Raw genomic sequence first — 23,861 nt, 5'->3', positions numbered from 1 at the left:
CTGCGAGGTCGCTGTGAGGTCATCGCCGTGAGGTCATCGTTCAAGCGCTCGGCGCATGCCGTCTCCCTCACCACGGGGCGCATCACCGTGGGCGCGCGGATGCTGCCGTCATTCCTCATCATCGGGGCGCAGCGGTGCGGGACCACGTCGCTCTATCGGGCGCTCGCCCAGCATCCGCTGATAGTGAAGCCGGTGCTGCGCAAGGGCGTGCACTACTTCGACGTGGCCTATGACCGGAGCCTGTCCTGGTATCAGGCCCACTTCCCGCTCAAGGCGACCGCTGCGAAGCTGCACCGCCGGTACGGCTACCGCCCCCAGGCGTTCGAGTCGTCACCGTACTACCTGTTCCACCCTCTGGCGGCGGCCCGGATCGCCTGGGACCTGCCCGGGGTCAAGCTCATCGTGCTCGTGCGAGACCCGGTCGAGCGGGCCTGCTCCGCCCATGCTCACGAGCTGGCGCGGGGCTTCGAGACCGAGCCGTCGTTCGAGCGTGCCCTGGATCTGGAGGCGGAACGGCTCGCGGGCGAAGCCAATCGGCTGTGCGCCTCTCCGCACTACGTGAGCCACGCCCACCAGCATCATGCGTACTTGGCCCGTGGGCGCTATGCCGAGCAACTCTCCCGGCTGGAGCTCCTGGTCGGCCGCGACCGGGTGCTCGTGCTCGACAGCGGCGTATTCTTCCGCGATCCCGAACCGGTGTACGACCGAGTGCTGGAGTTCCTAGGACTCCCTCGGTTGGGTGACCCGGTGTTCGAGGCCCACAACGCGCAGCCGCGCACCTCGGACATGCCGGCCAAGGTACGGCAGAAGCTCAACGAGTACTTCGCCCCCTGGGACGCCCTCCTGGAGCCCTGGCTGGGAGCAGAGCCTTCATGGCGCCGGTGACCGACTATTTCGAAGCCGCGCCGGTCAGCGGTCTCCGAGCCGGACTGGCCCGGGGCAGCCTTGCCGGGATCGCGGCGGCGGGAGCCAACGCGACGAGCCAGTTCCTGATCGTGCTCGTGGTCACGAGGTCACTGGACCCGGACTCAGCCGGGGCCTTCTTCACGGCGACGGCGCTGTGCCTCATGCTCGCCGGGATCCTACGTCTCGACACCGGCAACGGCCTGATCTACGCCCTGGCGCGAACGAACCGTGAGCAGGGCCATGAGCCCGAGAGGCCTCACACGCGGGCGGTTCTGTGGACGGCTCTGCCACCGGTGATCGTGCTCTCGATCCTGGCGGCGTGCGCTGTCGCCGTCTCCGGCGATTCGCTGCGCGACCTGACCGGCGTGCCGAGCGGCGTATGGGTGGTGCTGGGCGCGATCCTCCCGGTGGTCGTGCTGGCGGACGTGCTCGTGTCCGTCACGCGCGGCCTCGGCTCGATGCGGCCGACCCTGCTGCTCGACGGCCTCGCCCAACCGCTGGGCCAACTCGTCCTCGTCACGGTTGGCGCCCTCGCGGGTATCTCCCTGTGGGCCCTGGTCGGTGTATGGGCATTGCCCGCCCTTCCCGGGGCTCTCCTTGCCGCCCTCTGGCTGCGGCGCCGCAAGCCGTACGGCCGCGGAGAGACACAGAAGCCGCACATGCGCGAAAGGGTGGTGGCGTTCCGGCAAGACACCAGATCGTTCCGGCAGCGCGCCAGCAGGTTCTCCTGGGTGAGCCGGATTCGCCGACAACGCACTGAGACAGTTGAACGGGACGCGGGGAGGTTCTGGCAGGACACGGGGGCGTTCTGGCGGTACACCGCCCCGCGCTCGGCCGCCGCGGCGATCCAGTCGGTGTTCCAGCGGCTCGACATCGTGATCGTCGCCGTGCTCGCCGGGCCGGCGCCCGCCGCTGTCTACACGGCTGTGACCCGGTTCAAGGTCGTCGGACAACTCGCCAACCAGGGCTTGGCGCAGGCCGTACAGCCCCGGCTCGTCAGAGCACTCACCGAGGGCGACCTGGCCCGAGCACGGGAGCTGTACCAGACCACGACGATGTGGCTGGTCGCGCTGACATGGCCGATCTGGCTGGGCTACGCCGCCCTCGCGCCGTGGTTGCTGCCGCTCTTCGGCCCCGCATACGCGAGCGGCGTGGCCGTCGCGCTCGTGCTCTCCGGGACCATGATGGTCGCCACCGCCTGCGGCATGGTCGACGTGGTGCTCATCGCCTCGGGACGCACGACGGCGAGCCTCGTCAACACCGCCGTCGCCGTGGCCGCGACCATCGTGCTCGACGTGCTGCTGGTGCCGCCTCACGGCGCCCTCGGGGCCGCTCTTGGCTGGTCAGGCGGAGTCCTTGTGAAGAACCTGCTGCCGCTGGTCCAGATCTCCCGCCGGTACGGCCTGCGTCCCTTCGGCAGGCACTCCTCGACGGCGTTCCGACTGTCCAGGGTGCCCGCATGACGGCGTCCGGGCCGCCCGTGCTGGTCACCGGGCTTCCCCGCAGCGGCACGAGCTGGGTGGGGAAGATGCTCGCGGCGAGCGGCCAGCTGGTCTACGTCAACGAGCCCCTCAACCCGCAGCACCCGCCCGGCCACTCCCCCGGCGTGCTGGCAGCGTCGGTCACCCACCGGTTCCAGTACATCTGCCGTGACAACGAAACTCCCTGGCTGGAGGCGTTCTCCCGGACGGTCGCGCTCCGTTACCGCTGGATAGCCGAGCTTCGCCGCAACCACCGCCCCTACGACCTGGCCCGAATGGCCAAGTACGGCACGGCGTTCGGTATCGGCCGGCTGCTGGGAAGGCGGGCCCTCCTCGACGACCCCTTCGCGCTGTTCTCCGCCGAGTGGTTCGCGAAGCGTCTCGGCTGCCAGGTCGTCATCCTGGTACGGGACCCTGTGTCGTTCGTGGGGAGCTGGCAGCGGCTCGGATGGACGGTGTACTTCCACGAACTGCTCGAACAGCCGCTTCTCGTGCGGGCCCACCCCTGCGTGGAGGAACTGCGGCCCCTCGTCGGCTCACAGGACCGTATCGCCAAGGCGGCGGCGCTGTGGAAGGTGGCGCGCCAGGTGATCGACGAGTTGGCCGCCCGGACGCCGAACATCAGGGTCGTCAGCTACGAGCAGCTCGCCTCGGCCCCTATGGACGGCTTCCGCGACCTTTACGACTGGTCCAGGCTGCCGTGGTCGCCTCGCGCAGCCCAACGGATAGCGGCGGCCTGCACCGGAAGACCACCCACCGGGCCAAAGCCCCGGAAGGGCTTTACCTGGACAGGCCTGTCGAGAACGGCCTACCGCCCAATGGACTCCCGCCAAGCACTCAGCGCATATCGGCGCCGCCTGTCGCCCGAGGAGATCGCCCACGTCGAAACCCTTACCTCGCTACCGGCCACTTGACCTGCGGCCAGAAGCTATGGCGCGTGGACTGCGAGTTCGCCTGCGGCTACGAGTTTCCGCTGGCTCCTCGGCATGTAGCCATCACCGGGCCTGACCGTTCTTGGCAACGCTGATCGATCGTTCCGAGCCGGAAGCACTCAGCTGACCTGATCGTTTAAACCATCAAGCAGGGATCAGCTCCGCGAGGAAATCACGGAGGCCAGGGTCTACAGCGTAGATGACGGTCCCTCGCATTCCACGAGTGAGCAGGACCTTGTACACGTTGCGCGCGAGTTGGTCGAAGTCATCATCTGACACCGCCTTCTGGCTCTTGAAAGCCGGATCCCTGTTCTCCTTTCGCACTGTGACCAACTTTCCGTCGCTGACACTCAGGTCAGGGCCGATGATGACGCCGGACCAGTCGTACTCGAAGCCCTGAGCGGTATAGACGCATCCGACCTGGCCGAAACCGCTCGGTTCGGTGGCCCAGAGCATGCTGGGCGGTGCATCGCCAACCGCACGCTCCTTTTTGACATTCCACGGGCGTGACCAATCCCCGATCACGACATCGTTCACAAGGGAGTCATCGGACCGCGGGTCGCTCCACGGCCAGCAATACCCAGCGGTCATTCGCGCGGTGCCTGGCTTGGCGTGGAGTGCCGCCTCGAGTTCCTGAGGAGAGCGCGCGAGCCGTACCTGAAAATCGTTGTCGCCGTCCCACGCCACCGGCCCTCCGCCATCAAGACCAAGCAAGCGCAGCACCCACTGCTCGTATTTGCGGCTGCCGCCGCAACGGAACTGCTCGTCCAAGGAGACACGGTTGACCGCATAACCTCGCGACCGGGCGTACTGCTCGATAACCTGCACAGTGCCGATTTCACCAGGCCGTACGACCTGGTGCTCGTCCAGCAGGAAGACCGGCACCCGGGCGGCGGCCATCAACTCATCGAGCTGTGAGCGGCCATTGCGCTTGGCCGCCGGCGTGAATCGGTTGGTCGAGGTCTCGCGGATACGGTGAGCTTCATCGCAGATCAGCACGTCCAGGCTGTTCTGCTCGGCGCTGGTGAAGCTGTTGAAGTACATGAACAGATTCTTGATCCGCGTGCTGCCTCGGCCGGGATAGCGGCGCATGGTTTGGGTGAACGACTGCGAGCCGGTCGCGTGCAAAGCGGTCCGGCTCTGCCTGTAGAGCTCGCCGAGCAAGGACAAGGCGATCACGCTCTTGCCGCTGCCGGGGCCTCCGGTAACTATGACGACCTGCTTGAAATCGTCCCGACGCGCTCTGTCGACAGCACGCATGACCAGCTCGTAAGCGACCTGCTGCTCGTCAAGGAGGGTGAACTGCTCACGCTCGCGGATTTCTGTGGCCGCATGTGCCATGAGCTGCTTGCTCGGCGCTACCGGGCTGCTCAGGAGCCGGTCGGCCGCTTCGGCGCCGGGCTTGTCGGCAAGCCGCTCCCGCAGGTACTTGTGGAACTCACCTCGGCGCTGCTTCGTGAAGAGTCTGCTCCGTTCGTCACGCACCCGCTCGCCAAGGCCGTCCACGTCAAGATCCATGGCGTTGTGGAGGTAGGCGGCTCCATGCACAGAGTTCGGCCGATCCTTGAGGACACCCAAGAAGTCGCACATGTACTCGCAATACCGGCGCACCTGCTCGGCCGGGTGAAGTGTCTCCCTCCCCGGCATGCCTTCCACGATGACCAGGTGCTCGCCCTGGTCGGACGGCTCGGCACGACTCCACTGCTTGAGCTCCACAACCACATAGGAGTCTTCACCGGTGCGCGGATGGACGCCGGCCAGCACTACGTCGGCGCGCTTGCTGGTCAACGGCAGCTTGTACTCCACCAGCACTTCCACCCGCCGCAGGCCGGCATCGGCAAGGTCCCGGGCGAGGAGAGGAAGGCTTCGCTGCCACGACCTGGCTTCGGAAGGCGAGGCACCGCGGCCGGTGGTCATACGGAGATGCTCGGCGATCTGCTCGGCCAATGCTGCCTCGTTGGGCGACGCGAGCAGGTTCTCGACGGACAGCCGTAACGCCGTCACGGGCTTCCCCCAGGCAGCACGAGATATCTCGTGCGGGTGGGGGCGTATCCGCTCCGGCGTCAGCCGTACAAACGCGGAAGCCCGTCGGGCCGCATCACATGGTCATCAAGAGGTTAGCGGAGGTGCTTTGCGGGCGGAGCCGCGATACAGCTCGGGATCGTAACGGCGCTCGCTCTCGTCCAGCTTGGAGTTGGCTGCCTCCACCAGGTCGACGCCGAGCACGTTCGCAAGGCGAAGAAGGTAGACGGTCACGTCGGCGAGTTCGGACCGGACCCGATCGGCGGTCTCCACATTCAGGCTCCCCGACTCCTCGGGCGTCAGCCACTGGAACTCCGCTACCAGCTCACCGACCTCGCCCGCGAGAGCCATCGCCAGGTTCTTCGGCGTGTGGAACTGCTCCCAGTCCCGCGCCCGCGCGAACTCCTGTAGTCGTGCTGCCAACTGCTCCAACTCGGTCGCCACGTCTCGTGACACTACTCACCAGCTGACATCGAGCAGCGCGGTGGCTGCTGTCGGCCGCGGCACGAGGTCGTGAATCCGGTAGGCGCCGCCGTGCCTGGAGGCGGGGGCCACGCGGCTCGGCACCGTACGACAACGACTCGAAGGAAGTCATCTCACAGGCCCAGGTGTGCCCAACTTGAGCGCCTGCCGTACCTCGGTGAAGGACCGAAACTGGGATGCGGCGCACGGCCTCCTCGCACCGCTCGCCGGCCTTCGGCCTGCCTGGCACGTCTGACAGAAGCGCCGGTCACGAGGCAGATTCCAGCTCGGCCAAGCTCTCCTGCTCCGCGATCAACCGGCACAGTTCCGCCAGGTCATCACCGTCAACGGTCCGAAACGCGCCTGCCCCTCCGCCGTGGCGTCGAAGGGCCGCTCGCGGGTGGCCCACAGCCGCCCGGCGTCGCTTCGCAGGATCCCGCCAGCCGGGTACGCCGATTCCCTCGGTCGCCCTACCTTCTGTCGCGCCCGACGCTGAGCTGTACGAGCGCATTACGAAGGCCATCGAACAGCCGCAACGGGTGGACTCCGTCACGATCGATTGGCTCGAACGCTGCCTGGCGGAGCACCGTCGAGTCGAAGACACCCTGGGTAGCCGGCCGCTCCTGCCGATCGTACGAGCCCAGCTCGATACCGCATCCTCCCTCGCCCAGGCCGCTTCTGGCCCGCTCGCCGACCGGGTAGTCGCGATGCTCGGCCAGTACGCGCAGTTCCTCGCGTGGATGTGCCAAGACTCCGGAGACCATGCCGCCGCGCTCGCCTGGAACGACCGCTCCCACGGTTGGGCCCTGGAAGCCGGCGACGCCGCGCTCGCGGCGACCACGCTCAACATGCGTGCCCACATGGCCTGGAGCATCGGAGACGCGCTCCGCTGTGTACGGCTGGCCGAGCCAAGCAGGCGACCGACGCCACCCTCGCTCCGACCAGACCAGGCTCGCTCGCCGCCAACCATCCAATCTGCGATACCCGGTTCCTGCAGCAACTGGATGGCAAGCGGAGCCTATGCTTGCCACAATGATCTACGAGTCAGATTGAGTTAGCTGCAGCTTCCTTGTGCGCCATCGGTGTTCAAGGTGATCTCGTAGACGGGGTGGCTTGACCATGGCGAGGAAAGATTACTCGGCGAATGCGCTTATCCCGCATGGCCATCACCAGAACTGGATTCTTATTGAAAAGACCATCCGGGAGGTTGAGCGAATCACGGACCAATGGCCCAACGCTGAAACCGAGATAAAGGTTGAAGGATCACGAAACCTGCATGGACAATACAGCTCCCTACTGAACGCCAAGATCGATCTTGGCGATGACATTCGAGACGTTACCACAGTTGACATAACGCGCCTTGAAGAAGACGACGACTCCCCCAATCCTTACCTAGCAATAACTCTAGCGAAAAGCCCGAGAACCACGTCTTGGGTATATGCATCGGGCCCAATCAAGAGAACGTGTGAAGAACTGGTTCATCATCTCCAGGCGTTCATTCTTCAGCAGATCAACTACCCCACGACCGCCAACGGGGGTCATGGCGAGGCAGCCGCCATTGAAGCTCGCCTCCAGCACCTGCATCCCGTTATCAAAACAGCCGCTATAGCGAGACTTCGCGGCGGCCACGGTGATGAAGCTGTTGAAGAAGCGTGCAAGACCGTCGGAGCTCGACTCAGAAAACTCAGTGGAATAGACGACGATGGGGCTTCTTTGGTAGCGGAGGTTCTGGGAAAGAAGCGAATTGTTGCCCTGAACAAGGGCGCCACAAGATCTGATATAAGCGAGCAGGATGGCTACATGCATTTGGGGATGGCGTTATATCGGGCAGCGCGCAACCCCCGGGCACATAGACCTTCCGACCCCAATTTCAGCGTCGACGAGATCATCGAATGGCTCTCGGTCGCGAGCGCGCTCCATAGGGCACTGGACAGAGCTACGCCGCCAACCTGATCGGCGTAAAGCCGTGCGGAAATCTCTCCACCTACTCCGCTGCTCCTCCGAGGTCGTCTGACCCGTAGGAACGACCACCACGGTTTGGTCAGCGTTCGGACGCGGCTGTCGCGCAGGGCACCGCAGCCCGGATACGGGCGAACGTTGGGGCGTGGGAGGATCTTTGTGACCGCGCTGCGACCTAACCGACCGAAGGACGAGCGCTCATGCGCGACGAAAAGATCAATGACTTCTTGGTACGGCTCGCCGACCGCGTGCCGGCCCCGGGCGGGGGCGCGGTGGCGGCTCTGCATGCGGCGCAGGCCGCGGCTCTGCTGGGAATGGTCGCTCGATACAGCACTGGGGAGAAGCACGCCGAGCACACGCTGACCATCGAGCGGATCATCGCCGAGACCGACGAGCTGCGGTCCACCGCTCTACGGCTGGCCGAGGACGACGCGGCGGCGTTCACCGCGGTCACCGACGCCTACAAGCTTTCCAAAGAGACCGAGGACGCCAAGGCTGCCCGCTCCGCTGCCATCGCGAGGGCGCTGATCGGTGCGGGCAAGCCTCCGGCCGAGGTCATCGCCGTCGCCCAGCTGATCACAGAGTTGGCCGAGGAACTCCTGCCCATCGGCAACCGCAACGTCATCACTGACATCGCCGCCGCCACCGAGGCCGCGCGGGCTGCGGCGACCACCGCCCGGGTGAACGTCGAGATCAACCTCGGCGGCATCAAGGATGAGCAGGCCCGTGCCGAACTGGCGACCGAGGTTGCCAAGGTCGACGACATCGTCGCCCGCGCCGAGCGCGTCACAGCCGCCGTCCGCGAGGAGATCGGCAAATGAGTGCCGCCATCCTGTCCGGCAAGGAACTCGCCGCCGCGATCCGCGCCGAGACCGCCGCCAAGGCCGCCGAACTGACGGCGGCCGGGAGGCCGCCCAAGCTCGCGGTCGTCGTCGCGACGGCGGACGAGTCCAGCGCCTGGTATGTCCGCTCGATCGCCAAGGCCGCCGAGAAGGTCGGGATAGCCTGCGACATCATCGACCTCGGCGCGGACGCCGCTCCCGGCGACATCCGCCGCGAACTGGCCGCGCTGTCCATCGACGAGACCGTCCACGGCGTCATCCTCCAGACGCCGCTGCCATACGGGGCCACGCTGGAGGACATGGCCGGTGCCATCGCGTTCGAGAAGGACATCGATGGCGCCAACCCGCTGTCCCTGGGCCGTCTGGCGGCGGGGCTCTCGGCGTTCGCCCCGGCGACCGCAGAGGCGGTGGTGGCGATCCTGGACCACTACAAGATCGAGCTGACCGGTCGGCATGTCGCGGTGGTCGGCCGGTCCACCGTGGTCGGCAAGCCCGCCGCCCACCTGTTGCTGGACAAGAACGCGACCGTCACCGTGTGCCACTCGCGGACCAAGGACCTGGCAGCCGCTACCTCCACCGCCGACGTGGTGGTGGCCGCGGTAGGCCGAGCCGGGCTGATCACTGCCGAGCACATCAGGCCTGGAGCGGTGGTGGTCGACGTGGGCACCAACCCCACCGCCGAAGGTGGTCTGGTCGGGGACGCCGACGCCGCCTCAGTCACCGAGAAAGCCGGAGCCCTGACCCCCGTGCCTGGCGGGGTCGGTCCGGTCACCACCGCACTGCTGTTGCAACACACCCTGCAGGCCGCCTCGATCCGCTGACGCCGGATGACTACATCCTTGCTGCGGCTGTGATCCATGCTTCAGGATCATTCCGGTTGCACGTCTGAGCGGCAGGTAGAGCATTCAAGAGAAACGCAAGCCGGGACCCCACCGTCCGGAGGGACCTTCCCGGGCTCACTTCCGAGCGCTTCGCAAAGCGGCGGCGTCGCTACTGATAGCAGCCCTCTTTGCTCTCGACGCTCGGAAATTTCTGCGCCATCCGTTCTGCTGTCTTTGGCCCCGTCACCTCGCATCACGTGGTAAGTCGTGATCTTCGCTGAATACGTGCTTCGGACGAGGGCCCGTGATAATGCGGTGGGTGCTGATCCGGGGGAGTCCGCTTCCCCCGGATCAGCGCTTACTCAGGCCGAGGCCAGGCTGAACCGCTGCTTCTCGGGGTCGATCGCGAGGATCCGGACCGAGACGCGGGTGCCGACGGGCCAGGACTCCTGGTACGCGAGACCTGTGAAGCCGTCGGACTCGACGAACGAACCGAACGGCACTTCCCTGGTCACCACGCCTTCGATGACGTCACCAACCTGGTGACGGGCGAGGAAAGACTGCCAGCTCATGTATGTCACCTCCTTCCGTTACGAGTGGCTGTACGCACTTCTCGTAACGGGGGCGGACCTCTCGCCCGCGCGGTGATCAAGCAGCGGCCGGGTGTCCGTTCTGTGTGCGGCACATGGCCAACCCGGCAGTCATAGATCGATAGTAGCGAATGCGGTTGGAGATCCGAAACGCGACGGCGACGGTTGAAGGCGTCTGCGGTAACCGTCGGGTGGGGCACCGGAGTACGCAGACGGCCATCAGCGGGCTGCGAAGCCTCTGATTCTGGAAGCGATTCTCATTGGTGAGGCCACGGGCCACAACAGTGAGGACCCCCGCTCACATCCGGCCTACGAGGGCGACGATCAGGGCGGCCACGCCGTCCTTGACCACTGACAGGACGGCGTCCTTGGCGCCGCCGGCGATAGCGCTGCCGAGCGACTTCAACCGGCCCGGCTGGGACTCCACGGCGGCGACGACCGCGCCGCCAGCGGTAGACCTCGTGCCCGATCCGGACGATCCGCTTGCTGATGCGAATTTCGCCGACCTGTTCCTTCGCCATGCCGTCCTCCCTTTCGGCCGCCTGGGACACTGACCGTCCCGGGCTGACCGCGCGACAGGGATGCTCCCCGAGAGATCGACTTCATGGTCACGCCCGATCCAGGCGGCGCGGGAGAGTACCCCCTACTTAATGCTCACCAGAATGATCGGCGGTGCTGTCCCGCGGACGACATCGCCCGAGTCGAGGCCCTCAGGCGATCTCCAGGTAAGAGTGCCACGACGAGGAGGTAGGGGTTCGGCGGGCGCTGGCCGGAAACCATCGGAGCTGATAGGGAATACCGGGTGCCGGGCGAAAGTTGGGAACGCGCATGACGACTGTGGGATTCATCGGTAGCGGAAACATCGGCGGCACAGTGGCCCGGCTCGCCGTGGCGGCCGGCTATGACGTGGTGCTGAGCAACTCGCGCGGTCCGGAGACATTGCGGGAGCTGGTCGACGAGCTCGGGCCGAGGGCCCGTGCGGCGACCTCTGCCGAGGCCGCGGCGGCCGGCGACCTGGTGGTCGTGAGCATTCCGCTGCGGGCCTATCGCGACGTTCCCGTGGAGCCGCTCTCCGGCAAGCCCGTGATCGACACCAACAACTACTACTCCCAGCGGGATGGGAACTTCCCCGAGCTGGACGACGAATCGACCACGTCCAGCGAACTGCTGCAGCGCCATCTCCCGTCATCCAAGGTCGTCAAGGTCTTCAACAACATCTACTTCGAGCATCTGCGGGAGCTCGCCCGGCCGTCCGGCGCCGCGGACCGCAGCGCGCTCGCAATCGCGGGCGACGACGCGGGCGCGAAGGGCGAGGTGACGGCCTTCCTCGACCGCATCGGCTACGACGCCGTCGACGCGGGGACGCTGGCCGAGGGATGGCGCTTTCAGCCGGGGACGCCCGCGTACGGCTTGATCTATTCGGGGGGCGACGAGAAAGTCTGGGAGACACCGGGAGTGCAGGCCGACGCCGCGGTGCTCCGTGAGGCCCTTGCCGCCGCCAGCCGCTGACCCCCTGCCGCGTCCAGGGCCCGGCCGCGCGGCCGGGCCCTGCGGGAGCGGGGATTAACAGGAGCAGGGGTTAACAGGAGCTCCGGTCGTGGGGGCCCTGCCAGCCGGGCACGTGTCGCCAGTCGCTGGAGATGACGGTGGCGCCAAGGCAGCCGAGCAGCCTGGTGCGGGTCAGAGCCTGCTCGGGGGTCGGGTTGTAGGTGTCCAGCGTCGGCGAGACGCTGTGGGCGTCGGTGACGGTGGTGAAGTAGTCGCGATAGAACGCCCGCTGCTCGGCGGACAGCCCGGCGAAGCCGGTCGCGCTGCCGTCGAAGACTACGAACCACGGGCGCAGGGACGCGTCGTAGCCCTGCCTCGGATCGGCCGTGCCGTACGCCGTATTGGGGACCGGGAAGACCTGCGCGTCCGCCGGATGCGCGCGCAGGTGCTGGGCGTACTCGACCTCGGTGGGCAGGCTGTCGTTCTCGGCGGTGCCCCTGATGACGTACGCCATGATCTTGCCGCGCAGCTGGGTCGGCCAGGCGTGCGCCTTGGCGCCCTCGTCCGGAGTGGCCCAGCCGTTCATCAGAGCAGCGGGCGTGATCATCGCGCTGCCGAAGCGGGTACGGAACACCGTGTCAAGCTCGTCGGGCCCCTTGCCTCGGTTGTCGTGGAAGCCGTCCTTCATCTCGAGCTTGATGATCAGGAGCTCGTGGTCCGGGTGGGCGTCGTGCCAGGCCTTGATGTTGTCCAGGCAGTCGGTCAGCGGCTTGCTCCGCGCCGAGTCCCGCAACTGGCCGATGGTCGCGCCCTGCTCGCAGTTGTTGTCGTTGCCGAACGGGTTGGAGTGGCTGACCGTCCACTGCCCGAAGAAGGTCCACATGTCGATCTCGATCATGCGGTCGCCCGCGTCGAGCGCGTCGATGAGGTACGGGTAGGCCGCCCTGTCGTACGCGTTGTGGACGCCGCCGTAGAAGTAGTCGGTAAGCGTGGGGGTGCCGGCCTGCACGGGGCTGATGCCGGTCGCGAAGGTCATGGCCGTGACCAGCCCGGCGAGCATGGCGAGGCGACGGAAGCGGGAGATGCGGGGGAACGGGGGGAAACGCACAAAGGCCTCCGGGGGGTTGAGGGGACCACTGCTGCGCTGCAGCGCGGCGGCTTGACAAAGCGCTTGCTTTGCTCAATCGCCACACAGTAAGTGTGCGTTTCCTGGCCGTCCCCACCGGTGAACGGCACTTCAATGACAGCCGAACACGAGACGGATCTCCGCCGTGAAGCCCTGATCGGGAGCCCCGAGTCCTACGGCCCAGGGGACCTGAAGGGTGTCGCGTCAGACCATGTCATACGAGGTCAGAGGGCAGGGGAACGCCTTCTTTAGCGGCGATTTCTCGAACCGCCGTCTCGCAGGCTGACCAACGCGCTCCATCTCGAGTCCGTACGACATTGCGAGGTGGTTGCGTACAGGGCTGGTTATCAGGCGTATGCCAGGTGCAGCGCTGAGCGGACACGCTGTCAGCGTCCAGCGATCCGGGAAATGGTTCGAAGCGGTCATTGGACATGATCGGAGCTTAAGCCGGGTGCGGTGCCCGTACCAGAGATGTAGCACAGGCCAGAGATGACACACAGGGCTTGAACCGGACGTGACGTCAGGTTCTAGCGTTGGCGGCGTGATCGGGAGCGACGACGCCGGCCGCCGGTGGAGCATCGGAGAGCTGGCACACGCGACCGGGCTGACCGTGCGGACGCTCCGCCACTACGACCAGATCGGCCTGCTTAGGGCGAGCGAGCGCACCGCCTCGGGGCACCGCCGCTACACCAGGGAGGAGGTCCGGCGGCTGTATCGGGTGCGGGCGCTGCGCGGGCTCGGGCTCTCGCTGGAGGAGATCGCAAAGCTGCTCGCCGACTCCGCTGACGATCTGGCGACGATGCGGGATCTACTCGCCGCTCAGCTCCGCGACGTGGAGGAGCACGCCCACCGGATCCGGCAGCTGACGCAGCGGCTTCACGGACTGCTGGACCAGATCGAGCGCTCGCCGATGCCCGGCCAGGACCAGTTCATGACGACCTTGGAGATGATGTCGGTGTTCGAGGCCCACTTCACGCAGGACCAGCGGGGCCGCCTGGCCGAGCGCCGAGCCGTACTCAGCCCGGAGGCGGTCGACAAGGCCAAGGCCGAATGGTCCGGACTCGTCGGGGAACTGCTGCGACACGTGCAGGGGGACACGCCCGTCGAGGACCCGCGGGTTCAGGACCTGGTCGAACGCTGGGACGCCCTGGGAGACGTCTTCCACGGCGGCGACGAGCGGGTCAAGGCCGCCGCCAAGACGATGTGGCAGGAGAACAGCACAGATCTCAGCCAACGCCTACCGTGGTCCGCCGATCAGATGACCAGCCTCGTCGCCTACATCGAGCGGGTTCGCCAGGCCCGCTGACACAGCGAACCCCACAGGGTCAAGGCTGGCAGCAGCGGAATCCCACCCAGCGCGCACGCCTCAGAAACACCTTTTCCGCTATTTCGATAAAGGTGCACCCTCTTGACACCGCCGTGCGCTTCTTATCGGACGTCCGATAAGCGAAGCCGCCTGCCCTTATATCTTGTCGCACAACCTATGGGGTGATATAGATATAGCACATTTATTCGTCAGGATTGAGACAGCAATGAGAGCTATCAGACGGCTGGGTGTCACTCCCGTCGAGCGTGGCGACACTACGGCCGTAAGCGGATCTCCGGATATTCTTGAGCTGGACGACGGGAGCTTCGCCGTTATCGGAACCGATATCACTGATCGGCTCGGCCTCCAGCCCATGAAAGACGCGAGATGCGCGGCCGACGAACGAATCGTGCGGATCTCACGGGCCACCCTTATATCGGCGAAGAAGGACATTCCGGATAGTTAGATGTATCCACCACATTGGGCGACAAAAAATGCTAAGCGGTTGAGCCTCGACGAGTTCGGCCGACGATTCTCACAGGCTTGGTCGCGAATGGAGTGGAGATTTCTCAAGCTCGAATGCCGCCAGACGTATCAAGAACTTGAAACCAACAGGTCTCAGGAGGCATACAGCCGAGGCGACGTCGCCCAGGCCGAGGAGCTCTTGCTCAATGAAGCCGAGGCGGACAGGCCTCTCTACGATGACATCAAAAGTCGAGGCATCGAGTACGCGAGACTACGTCTCGTCGAAGAGCCGCTCACTCCGTATCTAAATTATGAACTACTGGCCTATCGAATCCGCGCCAAGATGGGCGAAGTAATCGAAATCGTGCGCTGCGACGCCGTCCGAGGCCTTACCGGCGACGACTACTTCGACTTCCTGCTATTCGACCGTCACACGGCGTTGATTCATGATTATGGCGACACTGGCCTACAGTCGGGTGGTTGGGTCACTGAGGACCCCGCGGTCCTCGCTTCTCTGGAGAGGACGGCCACGGGGCTTCGGCGCGTGGCCCTGACACTTGGGCAGTTCCTGGCCGCCAAGTAAGGACAGCGACGACTACTGAGGCCACGCCCCGCAATCGTGGTGCGCCCGATCAACCGTCCCTGGACGATGAAGTGCCTTCTGTATATGGTCTCATCGATGCGCCATCCATGGTTGAGGGCTCTTCTCATTTGCGCTGCTCTGCTGCTTGGAATCGCAGTGGTGACAGGCGGCGTGGTCGTGCCCGTCCTCCTCCTTCTCCGTGCCGATGACGAGGAGCTCGACCGGTGGGCACAGATTGGGCAAGCCATGTCCCCAGTCGGTGTCTTCTTTCGGGAATCGCCTTCGTCGCCATCGCGCTGACCCTCTTTCTACAGGGCCGCGAGCTACGGAACCAGCGCGAGGAGTTGACCATCGCACGCGAGGAGCAGCTGCGGAGTAGCGAGATCGCACTACGCGAGCTACACACCGACCTCATCAGAATGGCGATCGACGACCCGGAGCTTCGTCAGGTCTGGCCCGAGATGGCACCCGGAGTCACCGGAACCAAGAAAGATCACTACTGCAATCTCATTCTGAATCTCCAGAAAGTCGCGTACGAGACCCACACGATTGAGCTGGCCGAACTGCGCGGCGCGCTTTCCTATCTGATGGCCAGCCCAGACATGTACTCCTTCTGGCGGAAGGCTCGCGCGGCCCGCGTCGCGGTGACGGGTGGAGACGGGGCGGAAGATTTCTTCACCGCCGAAGTAGACAAGGCGTTCTCCAGCGCTCCGCCCCTCAAGGCCAAAGGCCTTCATCGCCTGCTGTCCGATGCTTTCGCGCGTCGGCCTACAGCTCACAGGCGACGGCCTGTCAGATGACTGCTGGGGTCACGTACCCGAGGTGGGACACGCGCGGACATCGACACGAGGACGTACGAATGAGAACGGCCGGCTGGAAGAGGTCAAAGAGTGGGCGCCGCACGCGGGAAGCCGCCGGGCTTCCTGTGCGCTCTGAGCGGGCGAAGCAGGCAGCCATGGGCCGGCTTACCGCTGGGACCTACCCGCATCACCTGGCGAACATCCGCCTTCATGCACCTGGGCGACCGGCTCCCGACGGCGGAGCAGGCAGCCGGTGAGGAGCCGCAGGGCGAAGGGGAGGTCGTCGATCAGGTAGCGGCGGGCCAGTCTGCCCGGCTCGCTCAGCAGCCGGAACAGCCACTCCAGGCCGTGATCGCCCATCCACGCGGGTGCTCGCCGTACGGAGCCGGCCGCGAAGGCGATCGCAGAGCCGCAGCCGACGAACCACGCCCCGGGCAGGTCGGCCCGGACGGCGGCGATCAGCCGGTCCTGCTTCGGGAAACCCAGCCCGACGAAGACCAGAAGCGGCCCGGCGTCGACCAGTTTCTTCCTCACCTCCGCCAGCTCTTCGTCGCAGGTGTCGAACCCGTACGGCGGAGCGTCCACCCCCGCGACGACGAGTTGCGGGCACCTCTCCCGGAGGGCGGCGGACGCGGTGTCCGGCACTCCGGGAGGTCCGCCGAGCAGATAGATCGGGAAGCCGTGGGAGGCCGCCGCCTCCGAGAGTGACCAGATCAGGTCGGCTCCGGTGACCCTTGCGGGCAGCGGGTCGCCGAGCAGGCGGGCCGCCCACACCAGCGGCATGCCGTCCGCCACGGCGAGATCAGCACTGGCCACCAGTTCGCGGAGTTCGGCGTCGCGTGAGATGGCCCGGCAGATGTCGACGTTCGGGGTGACGATGTGCCCCCCGCGACCGTGATGCAGCGCCTCGACGACGTGCTGCACTACCTGGGCCTCGGTCAGGGCGTCGAGTTCGACCCCGGCGACCGCGACCCGCGCATCTCCGGCCACCGCCCCGCATAGAGTCGCCACACCCTCTGAGGTCCGCGTCTCCGCCCCCGGCGGCGCGGCACCTGCCGTACGGCTCGGCCTCCCCTTCGCCGCTTCGAGCGGGGCAGCGGTGGGCACGGTCGTCGCGGCGGGGGGCGGCTCTTGGGGCAGCAGCAGATCTCGGGCCATCAGATGCCGTGGCCGTGGGCGTTGAGGACCTGGAGGATCCTGCTCGGGGAGACCAGACGAGCGGCCACGGCCAGTGCCAGGGCCGAGCGGGGCTCTCCACGGCGAGCCGCGAAGGTGCGCCACGCCCAGCGGGCCGCCTCCCCGCGGTGGCCGAGAGCGGCATGGCTGAAGGCGAGCTGGCCGTAGATCCGGGCGGCGCCGCGCCGGTCGGTCGTGAGCTCGGGATGCCGGGCCAGCATCCATTCGAGGCCGGCGATCCGGTCGGCCCACTTCGTGACGTAGTCGGACGCCCCCCAGCGGACCCGCACCAGCGGCCGGTCGACGTTGACGATCGGGTGCCGCCCGGCGGCGCGGAGGGCGAGGTCCCAGTCCTCGTTCTGACCGCTCGGGGCGCTCTCGTCCACCCAGATCGAGCCCCGCCTGAACAGGAACGTCGAAGAGTGGACCATCATCATCCGCGACCGGCTGAGGTGCTCGCGGGTGACCCGGTCCGTGCCGGCGAGGCGGGCCACGCGGCGGGAGCCGTACTCGACCTCGATCGCGCAACTCGCAAAGTGTGCCTCCGGTTCCGCCGCGAGCGCCGCGAGCTGAGGGGCGAGCTTGCCCGGCAGCCATACGTCATCGTCGTCACAGAAGGCCACCAGGTCCGTGCTCAGGGCCGCGATGCCGGTGTTCCTGGCTCCGGGCAGGCCGGGGCTCTGCTGATTCGGCATGACCCGGACGCCTCCGCGAAACGCCGCGACGACGTCCGCCAACTGCTCGGCCACCATGGCCGCCCGCTTCTCACCCGTGGCCACCCGCTTCCCCGTGGTGTACGGCCAAGCCACCGCGGGTGCCCTCCCCGCCGCGCCGGGCTCGGCCGCCTCGTCGGCGGGTCCGTCGACGACCACGACGACCTCGGGTGGGCGGCTGTGGGACTGGTTCAGTACGGCTGACACCGCGGCGGCGAGAGGGCCGGGCCGGTCACCTCGGGTGGGGATCACGACCCCCACGGACGGGTTCAACGCGGAAGCTCCGATCGGTAGGCGAGTCAGTACGTGAGGCGGTAGCCGTACAAGAGGAGAAGGGGCCAGGTCAGCGCGGTGACCAGCCAGCGCTGTGCGATGGGCAGCGCGGTGGGGCGGTCGCGGAATTCGATCCGGCCGACGGCGAATCGCATGGGGTTGCCGGAGACCGTATGCGCGACGCCGAGCCGCGCCTGGCGGTCGTCGAGGAAGGAAAGTGCTTCCCCGGAGGACGGCAGATCGAGCCTGGCCGCCAACTTCGTCATCGTCTTGACGGGCTCGTCGAGGAGGTCCTCATAGTGGACGCGGACGACCCGCACGCCACGGCAGCGGAGGGCCTCCAACGCGAGGTTCTGCGCCAGCCAGTGGACGGCCGTCCTGGCGGGCGCCCAGCGGGTCATGGGCTGCCCGTCCTCGGGCCGCCGCACCTTCCGCCGCCAGGAGGCCGCGACCGCCCGTGGGTCGCGGACGACATGGACGACCCACACGTCGATGATCGCGGACAGGCAGTACGCCAGGGAGGCATGCTTGCTGCTGTCGATCACGGCTCGGGCGTTCGCGACCTCGGCCGCGGCGCCGTAGATCCGGGAGTAGGCCGACACGTATTCGGCCAGCTCGGCCTCGCGGGTGAGCGGTCCGCAGACGAACCCCGGGATGCGGCGCGTACGGTCGACCCGGGTGCGGAGACGCGGGAGCCAGTGGGCCTGGGTCGCTCGCCAGCGGCCGAAGGCCCGGGCGCCCACCTTGGCCCAGAAGGGGCACTCAGCGAACGGCTGCCCGCAGCCGCAGGGCTCGTTGGCGAGGACACCGCGCTCCCAGAGGTGGACGACCTCCCCGAGCGGGGCGACGCCGGGAATCTCACCGAGCAGGCGCTCCAACAGCGTGCTGCCGCTGCGACCCAGCCCTCCCACGAAGATCACCGGCTGAGAGTCGGCCACGGCCACGCGCCCTCCACCTTGTGGATACGGAACGTGGCGACCTTAGCGCGGAGCGTAACGATACATGCGACGATCCCCAAAGGATCTACCGAGCGACGCCCGAGGCGATGGCCTGCACATCTTTACGGCAAGCGAACCGGTCAGCGGACCGGTCAGGAGGCCGGTCCGCTGGGGGAGATCGTCAGTGGGCGTCAACGATCATGCCGGCCGCCACGGTGCCGTTGGTGGCCTCGTCGATGAGGATGAAGCCGCCGGTGAGGCGGTTTCTGGCGTAGTCGTCCACGAAGAGCGGCTGGGTCGTGCGCAGCGACACCCGGCCGATCTCGTTGAGGCCGAGCGCCGTCGCCGACTCATCCCGGTGGAGGGTGTTGACGTCGAGCCGGTAGTGCAGATCCCTCACCAGGGCCCGCGCCGTCCTCGTCGTGTGCTTGATGACGAGCTTGGAACGCGGCTGCAGCTTCACCCCGTCGGCCATCCAGCAGACCATCGCGTCGATCTCCTGCGCGACGTGCGGCTGGTTGTGCGGGCGGCAGATCATGTCCCCGCGCGAGATGTCGATGTCGTCCTCCAGCCGGAGGGTGACCGACATGGGCGGGAACGCCTCATCGACCTTGCCGTCGAACGTGTCGATCCCCGCGATCCTCGTGGTCAGGCCCGACGGCAGGTGCATCACCTCGTCACCGGGCTTGAGGATGCCCCCGGCGACCTGGCCGGCGTATCCCCGGTAGTCGTGGAGCTCCTGGCTGGTCGCGCTGTGCGGGCGGATGACGTACTGCACCGGGAACCGGACGTCCACCAGGTTCCGGTCGGAGGCGATGTGCACGTGCTCCAGGTGGTGCAGGAGCGACGAGCCTTCGTACCACGGCATGTTCTCCGACCGGGAGACCACGTTGTCGCCATGCAGCGCCGAGATCGGGATGAACGTGAGGTCGCTCGTGTTCAGCTTCGACGCGAACGCGGTGAACTCCTCGCGGATCTCCTCGAACCGCGCCTCCGAATAGTCGACGAGGTCCATCTTGTTGACCGCGAGCACGAGGTGCGGCACCCGGAGCAGCGTCGTGAGGAACGCATGCCGCCGCGACTGCTCCAGCACGCCCTTGCGCGCGTCGATCAGGATGATCGCCAGGTCGGCGGTGGATGCGCCGGTGACCATGTTCCGCGTGTACTGGATGTGGCCGGGCGTGTCCGCGATGATGAACTTGCGCTTCGGCGTCGCGAAATAGCGGTACGCCACGTCGATCGTGATGCCCTGCTCACGCTCGGCCCGGAGGCCGTCGGTCAGCAGCGACAGGTCGGTGTACTCCGTGCCCCGGTCGCGCGAGGTGCGCTCGACCGCTTCGAGCTGGTCCTCGAAGATCGCCTTGGAGTCGAAGAGCAGCCGCCCGATCAGCGTCGACTTGCCGTCGTCCACGCTTCCCGCGGTGGCGAAACGAAGGATGTCCATTACTCCCGCTCCCCAGAGTCTCCAGCGTCCCCTGATCCCGTACGGCTCCCGCCGCCGGGAAGAAGGCAGGTGGCCGACAGAAGTGGCCTTCGAATCTCACGCTGCCGGTCCTCCATGGCGGCCTGGCCGCGGAAGGCACAGGTGGCCATCAGAAGTCGCCTTCGAATCTCACGCTGCCGGTCCTCCATGGCGGCCTGGCCGCGGAAGGCACAGGTGGCCATCAGAAGTAGCCTTCCTTCTTGCGGTCTTCCATGGCGGCCTCGGAGGCCCGGTCGTCGGCGCGGGTGGCCCCGCGCTCGGTGATCCGGGTGACGGCGATCTCCTCGATGATCTCCTCCACGGTCGTGGCGGCGGACACCACCGCTCCCGTGCAGGTCATGTCGCCCACGGTCCGGTAGCGGACGACGGCCTCGAAGACGGGCTCGTCCTCGCCGCGCTGCACCACCTCGTCGTCGGCCAGCAGCATGCCGTCCCGCTCGAAGACCTTCCGGGTGTGCGAGAAGTAGATCGACGGGATCTCGATGTCCTCCCGCCGGATATAGTGCCAGATGTCCAGCTCGGTCCAGTTGGACAGCGGGAACACCCGGATGTGCTCGCCCTTGCGGATCCGCGTGTTGTAAAGGTTCCACAGCTCGGGCCGCTGGTTCTTCGGGTCCCACTGGCCGAAGTCGTCGCGGAAGGAGAACACCCGCTCCTTCGCCCGCGCCTTCTCCTCGTCGCGGCGGCCCCCGCCGAAGACCGCGTCGTACTCGTTCTCCTCGATCGCGTCGAGCAGCGTGGTCGTCTGGAGCCGGTTGCGGGACGCCCGCCGCCCGGTGTCCTCGACGACCCGCCCGGCATCGATGGACGCCTGGACCGACGCCACGACAAGCCGGGCGTTCAGCTCGGCGACCCGGCGGTCCCGGTAGTCGATGACCTCGGAGAAGTTGTGACCGGTGTCCACGTGCATCAGAGGGAACGGGATCGGCGCCGGCCAGAACGCCTTCTCGGCGACGCGCAGCATGACGATCGAGTCCTTGCCGCCGGAGAAGAGCAGACAGGGGCGCTCGAACTCGGCCGCGACCTCACGCATGATGTGGATCGCCTCGGCTTCGAGCACGTCGAGCTGTGACGTGGTGTAGTCACGCTGAAGCATTGGGCTTCCTTCGGGAGACTAGCGGTGCAGGTCACGGATCCCGGCGAGCAACGTTGGCGCCAGATCCGGTAGGGAGACAAGGATATCCGGCAACGAGGGGTCGGCCTGGTTGTAGGTCAGCGGCGTGCCGTCGATCCGGCTGGCGTGGGCCCCCGCCGCGAGCGCCACGGCGACCGGTGCGGCCGAGTCCCACTCGTACTGGCCGCCCGCGTGGACGTACGCCTCGACCTCGCCGGTGAGCACAGCGGAAATCTTGGCGCCCGCCGAGCCGATCGGCACGAGGTCGGCCCCGACGAGATAGGCGAGCTTCTGCACGAACTCGGGCGGCCGGCTGCGGCTGACCGCGATCCGGAAGCGCTCTCCCCCGCCCGGCCACTCCGGGAGGACGGGCGGCTCGGCGGTCGTGAGCGTACGGCCCTGCGCCGGGAGTGCCACGGCGCCGGCCGTCAGCGACGCGCCGGCCGTCACCGACGCGCCGGCCGTCACCGACCCGGGACCCGTCAGCGATCCCCGCGATCCGTGCTCCGGCACCGATTCGCGCTCCCACAGGGCGACGTGGACCGCCCAGTCGGACCGGCCGGACTCGCCGAACTCGCGGGTGCCGTCGAGCGGGTCGATGATCCACACCCTCTCGGCGGCCAGGCGCCTCGGGTCCATCCGCTCCTCGCGGGTGGCCTCCTCGGACAGCACGGCGTCGCTCGGCCGCAGGCGTTCCAGCGCTTCGACCAGGAAGCGGTGCGCCGCCCGGTCACCGGCGTCCTTCAACGCCTGACGGTCGTCGAAGCCGTATCGGGCGCGGAGCTCGAGCAGCCGCTCCCCCGCCTCCGTGGCCAGGTCCCCAGCGAGGGAATGGTCGTCCCGTATCGTCATTCAGTAAGCTCCCGCCCCGCGTGCCACCGCAGACCATGTCTTCCACAGGATCTGCAGATCCAGCATGAGAGACCAGTTTTCGACATAACGCAGGTCCAACCGTACCGATTCCTCCCACGACAGGTCGGACCGGCCGTTGACCTGCCATAAGCCGGTCATCCCCGGCCGGACGACGAGCCTCCTGCGGACGTCGTCGCCGTACCTCGCGACCTCCTCGGGCAGCGGCGGGCGCGGCCCGACAAGCGACATCTGGCCCCGCAGCACGTTGATGAGCTGGGGCAGCTCGTCGAGCGAGTGCCGCCGCAGCCGGCTCCCCAGCGGCGTGACCCTCGGATCCTGGCGGATCTTGAACAGCACGCCGTGGCCGTCGCTGACCAGCTCGACCTTCCGGGCCTCCGCGTCCTGCCGCATGGTGCGGAACTTCAGCATGGTGAACGCCACGCCGTCCTTCCCCACCCGCGTCTGCCGGAACAGCGCCGGCCCGGGGCTCGACGTACGTACGGCTATCGCGACCGCGGCCATAACCGGCGACATCAGGATGAGCGCGACCCCGGCCACGAGCCGGTCGAAGACGTTCTTGATGAGCTGACGGACGCCCGCCAACTCGGGATGTTCGACGTGCAGCAGCGGGAGCCCGGCGACCGGCCGGATCGTCGTCCGGGGGCCCGCCACCTCCATGAGGGCCGGAGCGACCACGAGGTCCGTGCGGGTCCGCTCCAGCCGCCAGGCGAGCCTGCGCAGGGCCGTTCCGTCCAGCTCCGGGCAGGCGAGCACCGCGACGGTGTCCGCCCGGGCCTGACCGACGACGAGAGGCACGTCGGTGAAGTCGCCCAGGACCGGGACTCCCTCGACCTCCTTCCCCGAGGCGTCGTACGGCAGGCAGGCGGCGACGATCTCCATGCCGTGGTAGCGCTCCCGCCGGAACCTGGCGGCCAGCTCGGCGATCCCGGCCGGATGGCCGACCGCCACGACCCTGCGCATGCAGTCCTCGCCCCGCGCCCGGCGCCCGTGTAACCCGCGGCGCAGGCCGTACCGCGCGCAGAGCGTGAACACGGTCACGAGCGGGAGAGCGACCACGACGTAGCCGCGGGCCAGCTCGGTCTTGGTCACGTACGCCGCGATGGCGACTCCCGCCATGAGGGTGAAGCCGCACTGCGCGATCCGGCGGAACTCCTCCGATCCCACGCCGATCAGCCGCGGCTCGTAGGCCCGGTTGAGGCCCACCACTCCCACCCAGAGCACCGGCAGCGCGCCGCTCAGCACGACGTACGGCATGACATACGGAGTAAGGTCGCCGAACCGCAGGAAAACGGCGGCGATCCCGGCGAGGAGGGCACAGACCATGTCGCAGACGGCAGCGTGGACGCGATACCGCACAGCCCAGCGTGGCGGCCGCGGGGTCGGGTGGGCGGGCGACTCTCGCGACCTGCCGACGGCGACCGCCGACACCTCGCCGTCCAGCACGCACGCCTCCATGCTCGTCGCAGCATCGGCCGCTTCACGTTGCAGCCGTGTCGGCACTGACAGTG

Annotated in this window: 24 protein-coding genes; 11 read left to right on the top strand and 13 right to left on the bottom strand. The window is 67.3% G+C overall.

Annotated elements, in window-relative coordinates; all coding sequences use genetic code 11:
* Nucleotides 1–27: 27 nt before the first annotated feature.
* The 3 genes from N5079_RS15325 to N5079_RS15315 are packed head-to-tail and all read left to right on the top strand — an operon-like array spanning nucleotide 28 to nucleotide 3,301.
* Nucleotides 28–885, top strand: a complete 858-nt coding sequence (locus tag N5079_RS15325) for a sulfotransferase family protein (protein ID WP_261584429.1) — start codon at nucleotides 28–30, stop codon at nucleotides 883–885.
* The gene (locus tag N5079_RS15320; RefSeq protein ID WP_261584428.1) at nucleotides 873–2,369 is read left to right on the top strand and encodes a lipopolysaccharide biosynthesis protein; all 1,497 of its coding nucleotides are present in this window, start codon (nucleotides 873–875) and stop codon (nucleotides 2,367–2,369) included. Before N5079_RS15325 ends, N5079_RS15320 begins: the two co-directional genes overlap by 13 nt.
* Complete coding sequence (locus tag N5079_RS15315; protein WP_261584427.1) at nucleotides 2,366–3,301, top strand: sulfotransferase; 936 nt, start codon at nucleotides 2,366–2,368, stop codon at nucleotides 3,299–3,301. The genes N5079_RS15320 and N5079_RS15315 overlap by 4 nt, the downstream gene beginning before the upstream one ends.
* 162 nt (nucleotides 3,302–3,463) lie before the next feature.
* On the opposite strand, the gene N5079_RS15310 is transcribed toward N5079_RS15315, so the two are convergent.
* The 3 genes from N5079_RS15310 to N5079_RS15300 all read right to left on the bottom strand — a co-directional run bounded on the left by N5079_RS15310 (nucleotide 3,464) and on the right by N5079_RS15300 (nucleotide 6,663).
* Nucleotides 3,464–5,323, bottom strand: coding sequence for a DUF2075 domain-containing protein (locus N5079_RS15310; RefSeq protein ID WP_261584426.1), 1,860 nt, complete (start codon nucleotides 5,321–5,323; stop codon nucleotides 3,464–3,466).
* 105 nt (nucleotides 5,324–5,428) lie between these two features.
* Nucleotides 5,429–5,785 carry a nucleotide pyrophosphohydrolase gene (locus N5079_RS15305; RefSeq protein WP_261584425.1) on the bottom strand — a complete coding sequence of 119 codons (357 nt, stop codon included), beginning with the start codon at nucleotides 5,783–5,785 and terminating at the stop codon, nucleotides 5,429–5,431.
* 488 nt (nucleotides 5,786–6,273) lie between these two features.
* Nucleotides 6,274–6,663 carry a hypothetical protein gene (locus N5079_RS15300; protein ID WP_261584424.1) on the bottom strand — a complete coding sequence of 130 codons (390 nt, stop codon included), beginning with the start codon at nucleotides 6,661–6,663 and terminating at the stop codon, nucleotides 6,274–6,276.
* Nucleotides 6,664–6,922: 259 nt separating this feature from the next.
* Between N5079_RS15300 and N5079_RS15295 the strand changes: the two genes are divergently transcribed.
* From N5079_RS15295 to N5079_RS15285, 3 genes are all read left to right on the top strand, one after another.
* Nucleotides 6,923–7,756: a TIGR02391 family protein gene (locus N5079_RS15295; RefSeq protein ID WP_261584423.1), complete on the top strand. Its 834-nt coding sequence runs from the start codon at nucleotides 6,923–6,925 to the stop codon at nucleotides 7,754–7,756.
* 206 nt (nucleotides 7,757–7,962) lie between these two features.
* Nucleotides 7,963–8,583, top strand: coding sequence for a cyclodeaminase/cyclohydrolase family protein (locus N5079_RS15290; protein WP_261584422.1), 621 nt, complete (start codon nucleotides 7,963–7,965; stop codon nucleotides 8,581–8,583).
* Entirely contained in the window at nucleotides 8,580–9,425 is an 846-nt protein-coding gene (locus tag N5079_RS15285; RefSeq protein WP_261584421.1) for a bifunctional 5,10-methylenetetrahydrofolate dehydrogenase/5,10-methenyltetrahydrofolate cyclohydrolase, read from the top strand. The genes N5079_RS15290 and N5079_RS15285 overlap by 4 nt, the downstream gene beginning before the upstream one ends.
* A gap of 362 nt (nucleotides 9,426–9,787) precedes the next feature.
* Here the strand turns inward: N5079_RS15285 and N5079_RS15280 are convergent, their stop codons facing one another.
* Nucleotides 9,788–9,997 (bottom strand): hypothetical protein, encoded by a 210-nt coding sequence (locus tag N5079_RS15280; protein WP_261584420.1) that lies wholly within the window; start codon nucleotides 9,995–9,997, stop codon nucleotides 9,788–9,790.
* Nucleotides 9,998–10,313: 316 nt separating this feature from the next.
* Nucleotides 10,314–10,442 (bottom strand): hypothetical protein, encoded by a 129-nt coding sequence (locus N5079_RS15275; protein WP_261584419.1) that lies wholly within the window; start codon nucleotides 10,440–10,442, stop codon nucleotides 10,314–10,316.
* A 401-nt stretch (nucleotides 10,443–10,843) separates the two neighbouring features.
* Between N5079_RS15275 and N5079_RS15270 the strand changes: the two genes are divergently transcribed.
* On the top strand, nucleotides 10,844–11,524 hold the full coding sequence (locus N5079_RS15270) for an NADPH-dependent F420 reductase (RefSeq protein ID WP_261584418.1): 681 nt from the start codon (nucleotides 10,844–10,846) through the stop codon (nucleotides 11,522–11,524).
* 70 nt (nucleotides 11,525–11,594) lie between these two features.
* Here N5079_RS15270 and N5079_RS15265 read toward each other — a convergent pair whose 3' ends face one another.
* Nucleotides 11,595–12,611: a Ca2+-dependent phosphoinositide-specific phospholipase C gene (locus N5079_RS15265; protein ID WP_261584417.1), complete on the bottom strand. Its 1,017-nt coding sequence runs from the start codon at nucleotides 12,609–12,611 to the stop codon at nucleotides 11,595–11,597.
* A gap of 559 nt (nucleotides 12,612–13,170) precedes the next feature.
* On the opposite strand from N5079_RS15265, the gene N5079_RS15260 reads away from it, so the two are divergent.
* From N5079_RS15260 to N5079_RS15245, 4 genes are all read left to right on the top strand, one after another.
* Complete coding sequence (locus N5079_RS15260; protein ID WP_261584416.1) at nucleotides 13,171–13,935, top strand: MerR family transcriptional regulator; 765 nt, start codon at nucleotides 13,171–13,173, stop codon at nucleotides 13,933–13,935.
* A 226-nt stretch (nucleotides 13,936–14,161) separates the two neighbouring features.
* Nucleotides 14,162–14,401 carry a hypothetical protein gene (locus N5079_RS15255; RefSeq protein WP_261584415.1) on the top strand — a complete coding sequence of 80 codons (240 nt, stop codon included), beginning with the start codon at nucleotides 14,162–14,164 and terminating at the stop codon, nucleotides 14,399–14,401.
* 39 nt (nucleotides 14,402–14,440) lie between these two features.
* On the top strand, nucleotides 14,441–14,983 hold the full coding sequence (locus tag N5079_RS15250) for a DUF6879 family protein (protein ID WP_261584414.1): 543 nt from the start codon (nucleotides 14,441–14,443) through the stop codon (nucleotides 14,981–14,983).
* Between the two features lie 224 nt (nucleotides 14,984–15,207).
* Nucleotides 15,208–15,783, top strand: a complete 576-nt coding sequence (locus N5079_RS15245) for a DUF6082 family protein (protein WP_261584413.1) — start codon at nucleotides 15,208–15,210, stop codon at nucleotides 15,781–15,783.
* A gap of 165 nt (nucleotides 15,784–15,948) precedes the next feature.
* Here N5079_RS15245 and N5079_RS15240 read toward each other — a convergent pair whose 3' ends face one another.
* From N5079_RS15240 to N5079_RS15210, 7 genes are all read right to left on the bottom strand, one after another.
* Nucleotides 15,949–16,941: a WecB/TagA/CpsF family glycosyltransferase gene (locus N5079_RS15240; RefSeq protein ID WP_261584412.1), complete on the bottom strand. Its 993-nt coding sequence runs from the start codon at nucleotides 16,939–16,941 to the stop codon at nucleotides 15,949–15,951.
* Nucleotides 16,941–17,945, bottom strand: a complete 1,005-nt coding sequence (locus tag N5079_RS15235; RefSeq protein ID WP_261584411.1) for a glycosyltransferase family 2 protein — start codon at nucleotides 17,943–17,945, stop codon at nucleotides 16,941–16,943. The genes N5079_RS15240 and N5079_RS15235 overlap by 1 nt, the downstream gene beginning before the upstream one ends.
* A 26-nt stretch (nucleotides 17,946–17,971) precedes the next feature.
* Nucleotides 17,972–18,883, bottom strand: coding sequence for a sulfotransferase (locus N5079_RS15230; protein WP_261584410.1), 912 nt, complete (start codon nucleotides 18,881–18,883; stop codon nucleotides 17,972–17,974).
* A 181-nt stretch (nucleotides 18,884–19,064) separates the two neighbouring features.
* The gene (gene cysN / locus N5079_RS15225; RefSeq protein WP_261584409.1) at nucleotides 19,065–20,327 is read right to left on the bottom strand and encodes a sulfate adenylyltransferase subunit CysN; all 1,263 of its coding nucleotides are present in this window, start codon (nucleotides 20,325–20,327) and stop codon (nucleotides 19,065–19,067) included.
* A gap of 220 nt (nucleotides 20,328–20,547) precedes the next feature.
* Nucleotides 20,548–21,462, bottom strand: a complete 915-nt coding sequence (cysD, locus tag N5079_RS15220; RefSeq protein ID WP_261584407.1) for a sulfate adenylyltransferase subunit CysD — start codon at nucleotides 21,460–21,462, stop codon at nucleotides 20,548–20,550.
* An 18-nt stretch (nucleotides 21,463–21,480) separates the two neighbouring features.
* Complete coding sequence (locus tag N5079_RS15215) at nucleotides 21,481–22,332, bottom strand: 3'(2'),5'-bisphosphate nucleotidase CysQ (RefSeq protein WP_261584406.1); 852 nt, start codon at nucleotides 22,330–22,332, stop codon at nucleotides 21,481–21,483.
* Nucleotides 22,333–23,796 carry a sugar transferase gene (locus N5079_RS15210; RefSeq protein ID WP_410007792.1) on the bottom strand — a complete coding sequence of 488 codons (1,464 nt, stop codon included), beginning with the start codon at nucleotides 23,794–23,796 and terminating at the stop codon, nucleotides 22,333–22,335.
* Nucleotides 23,797–23,861: the final 65 nt, after the last annotated feature.

It is taken from the genome of Planotetraspora sp. A-T 1434 (assembly GCF_025420585.1).
Taxonomy (GTDB): domain Bacteria; phylum Actinomycetota; class Actinomycetes; order Streptosporangiales; family Streptosporangiaceae; genus JAOEGB01.
The sequence above is the reverse complement of the archived record's forward strand: the minus strand, read 5'-3'. Positions and strand labels throughout refer to the sequence as shown.

What these genes read in the sequence shown, in the direction of transcription:
- N5079_RS15320 (WP_261584428.1), top strand. Translation starts at nt 873, where the DNA reads ATGGCGCCGGTGACCGACTATTTCGAAGCCGCGCCGGTCAGCGGTCTC.
- N5079_RS15315 (WP_261584427.1), top strand. Translation starts at nt 2,366, where the DNA reads ATGACGGCGTCCGGGCCGCCCGTGCTGGTCACCGGGCTTCCCCGCAGC.
- N5079_RS15295 (WP_261584423.1), top strand. Translation starts at nt 6,923, where the DNA reads ATGGCGAGGAAAGATTACTCGGCGAATGCGCTTATCCCGCATGGCCAT.
- N5079_RS15290 (WP_261584422.1), top strand. Translation starts at nt 7,963, where the DNA reads ATGCGCGACGAAAAGATCAATGACTTCTTGGTACGGCTCGCCGACCGC.
- N5079_RS15285 (WP_261584421.1), top strand. Translation starts at nt 8,580, where the DNA reads ATGAGTGCCGCCATCCTGTCCGGCAAGGAACTCGCCGCCGCGATCCGC.
- N5079_RS15280 (WP_261584420.1), bottom strand. Translation starts at nt 9,997, where the DNA reads ATGAGCTGGCAGTCTTTCCTCGCCCGTCACCAGGTTGGTGACGTCATC.
- N5079_RS15270 (WP_261584418.1), top strand. Translation starts at nt 10,844, where the DNA reads ATGACGACTGTGGGATTCATCGGTAGCGGAAACATCGGCGGCACAGTG.
- N5079_RS15255 (WP_261584415.1), top strand. Translation starts at nt 14,162, where the DNA reads ATGAGAGCTATCAGACGGCTGGGTGTCACTCCCGTCGAGCGTGGCGAC.
- N5079_RS15240 (WP_261584412.1), bottom strand. Translation starts at nt 16,941, where the DNA reads ATGGCCCGAGATCTGCTGCTGCCCCAAGAGCCGCCCCCCGCCGCGACG.
- cysN (WP_261584409.1), bottom strand. Translation starts at nt 20,327, where the DNA reads ATGGACATCCTTCGTTTCGCCACCGCGGGAAGCGTGGACGACGGCAAG.
- cysD (WP_261584407.1), bottom strand. Translation starts at nt 21,462, where the DNA reads ATGCTTCAGCGTGACTACACCACGTCACAGCTCGACGTGCTCGAAGCC.
- N5079_RS15215 (WP_261584406.1), bottom strand. Translation starts at nt 22,332, where the DNA reads ATGACGATACGGGACGACCATTCCCTCGCTGGGGACCTGGCCACGGAG.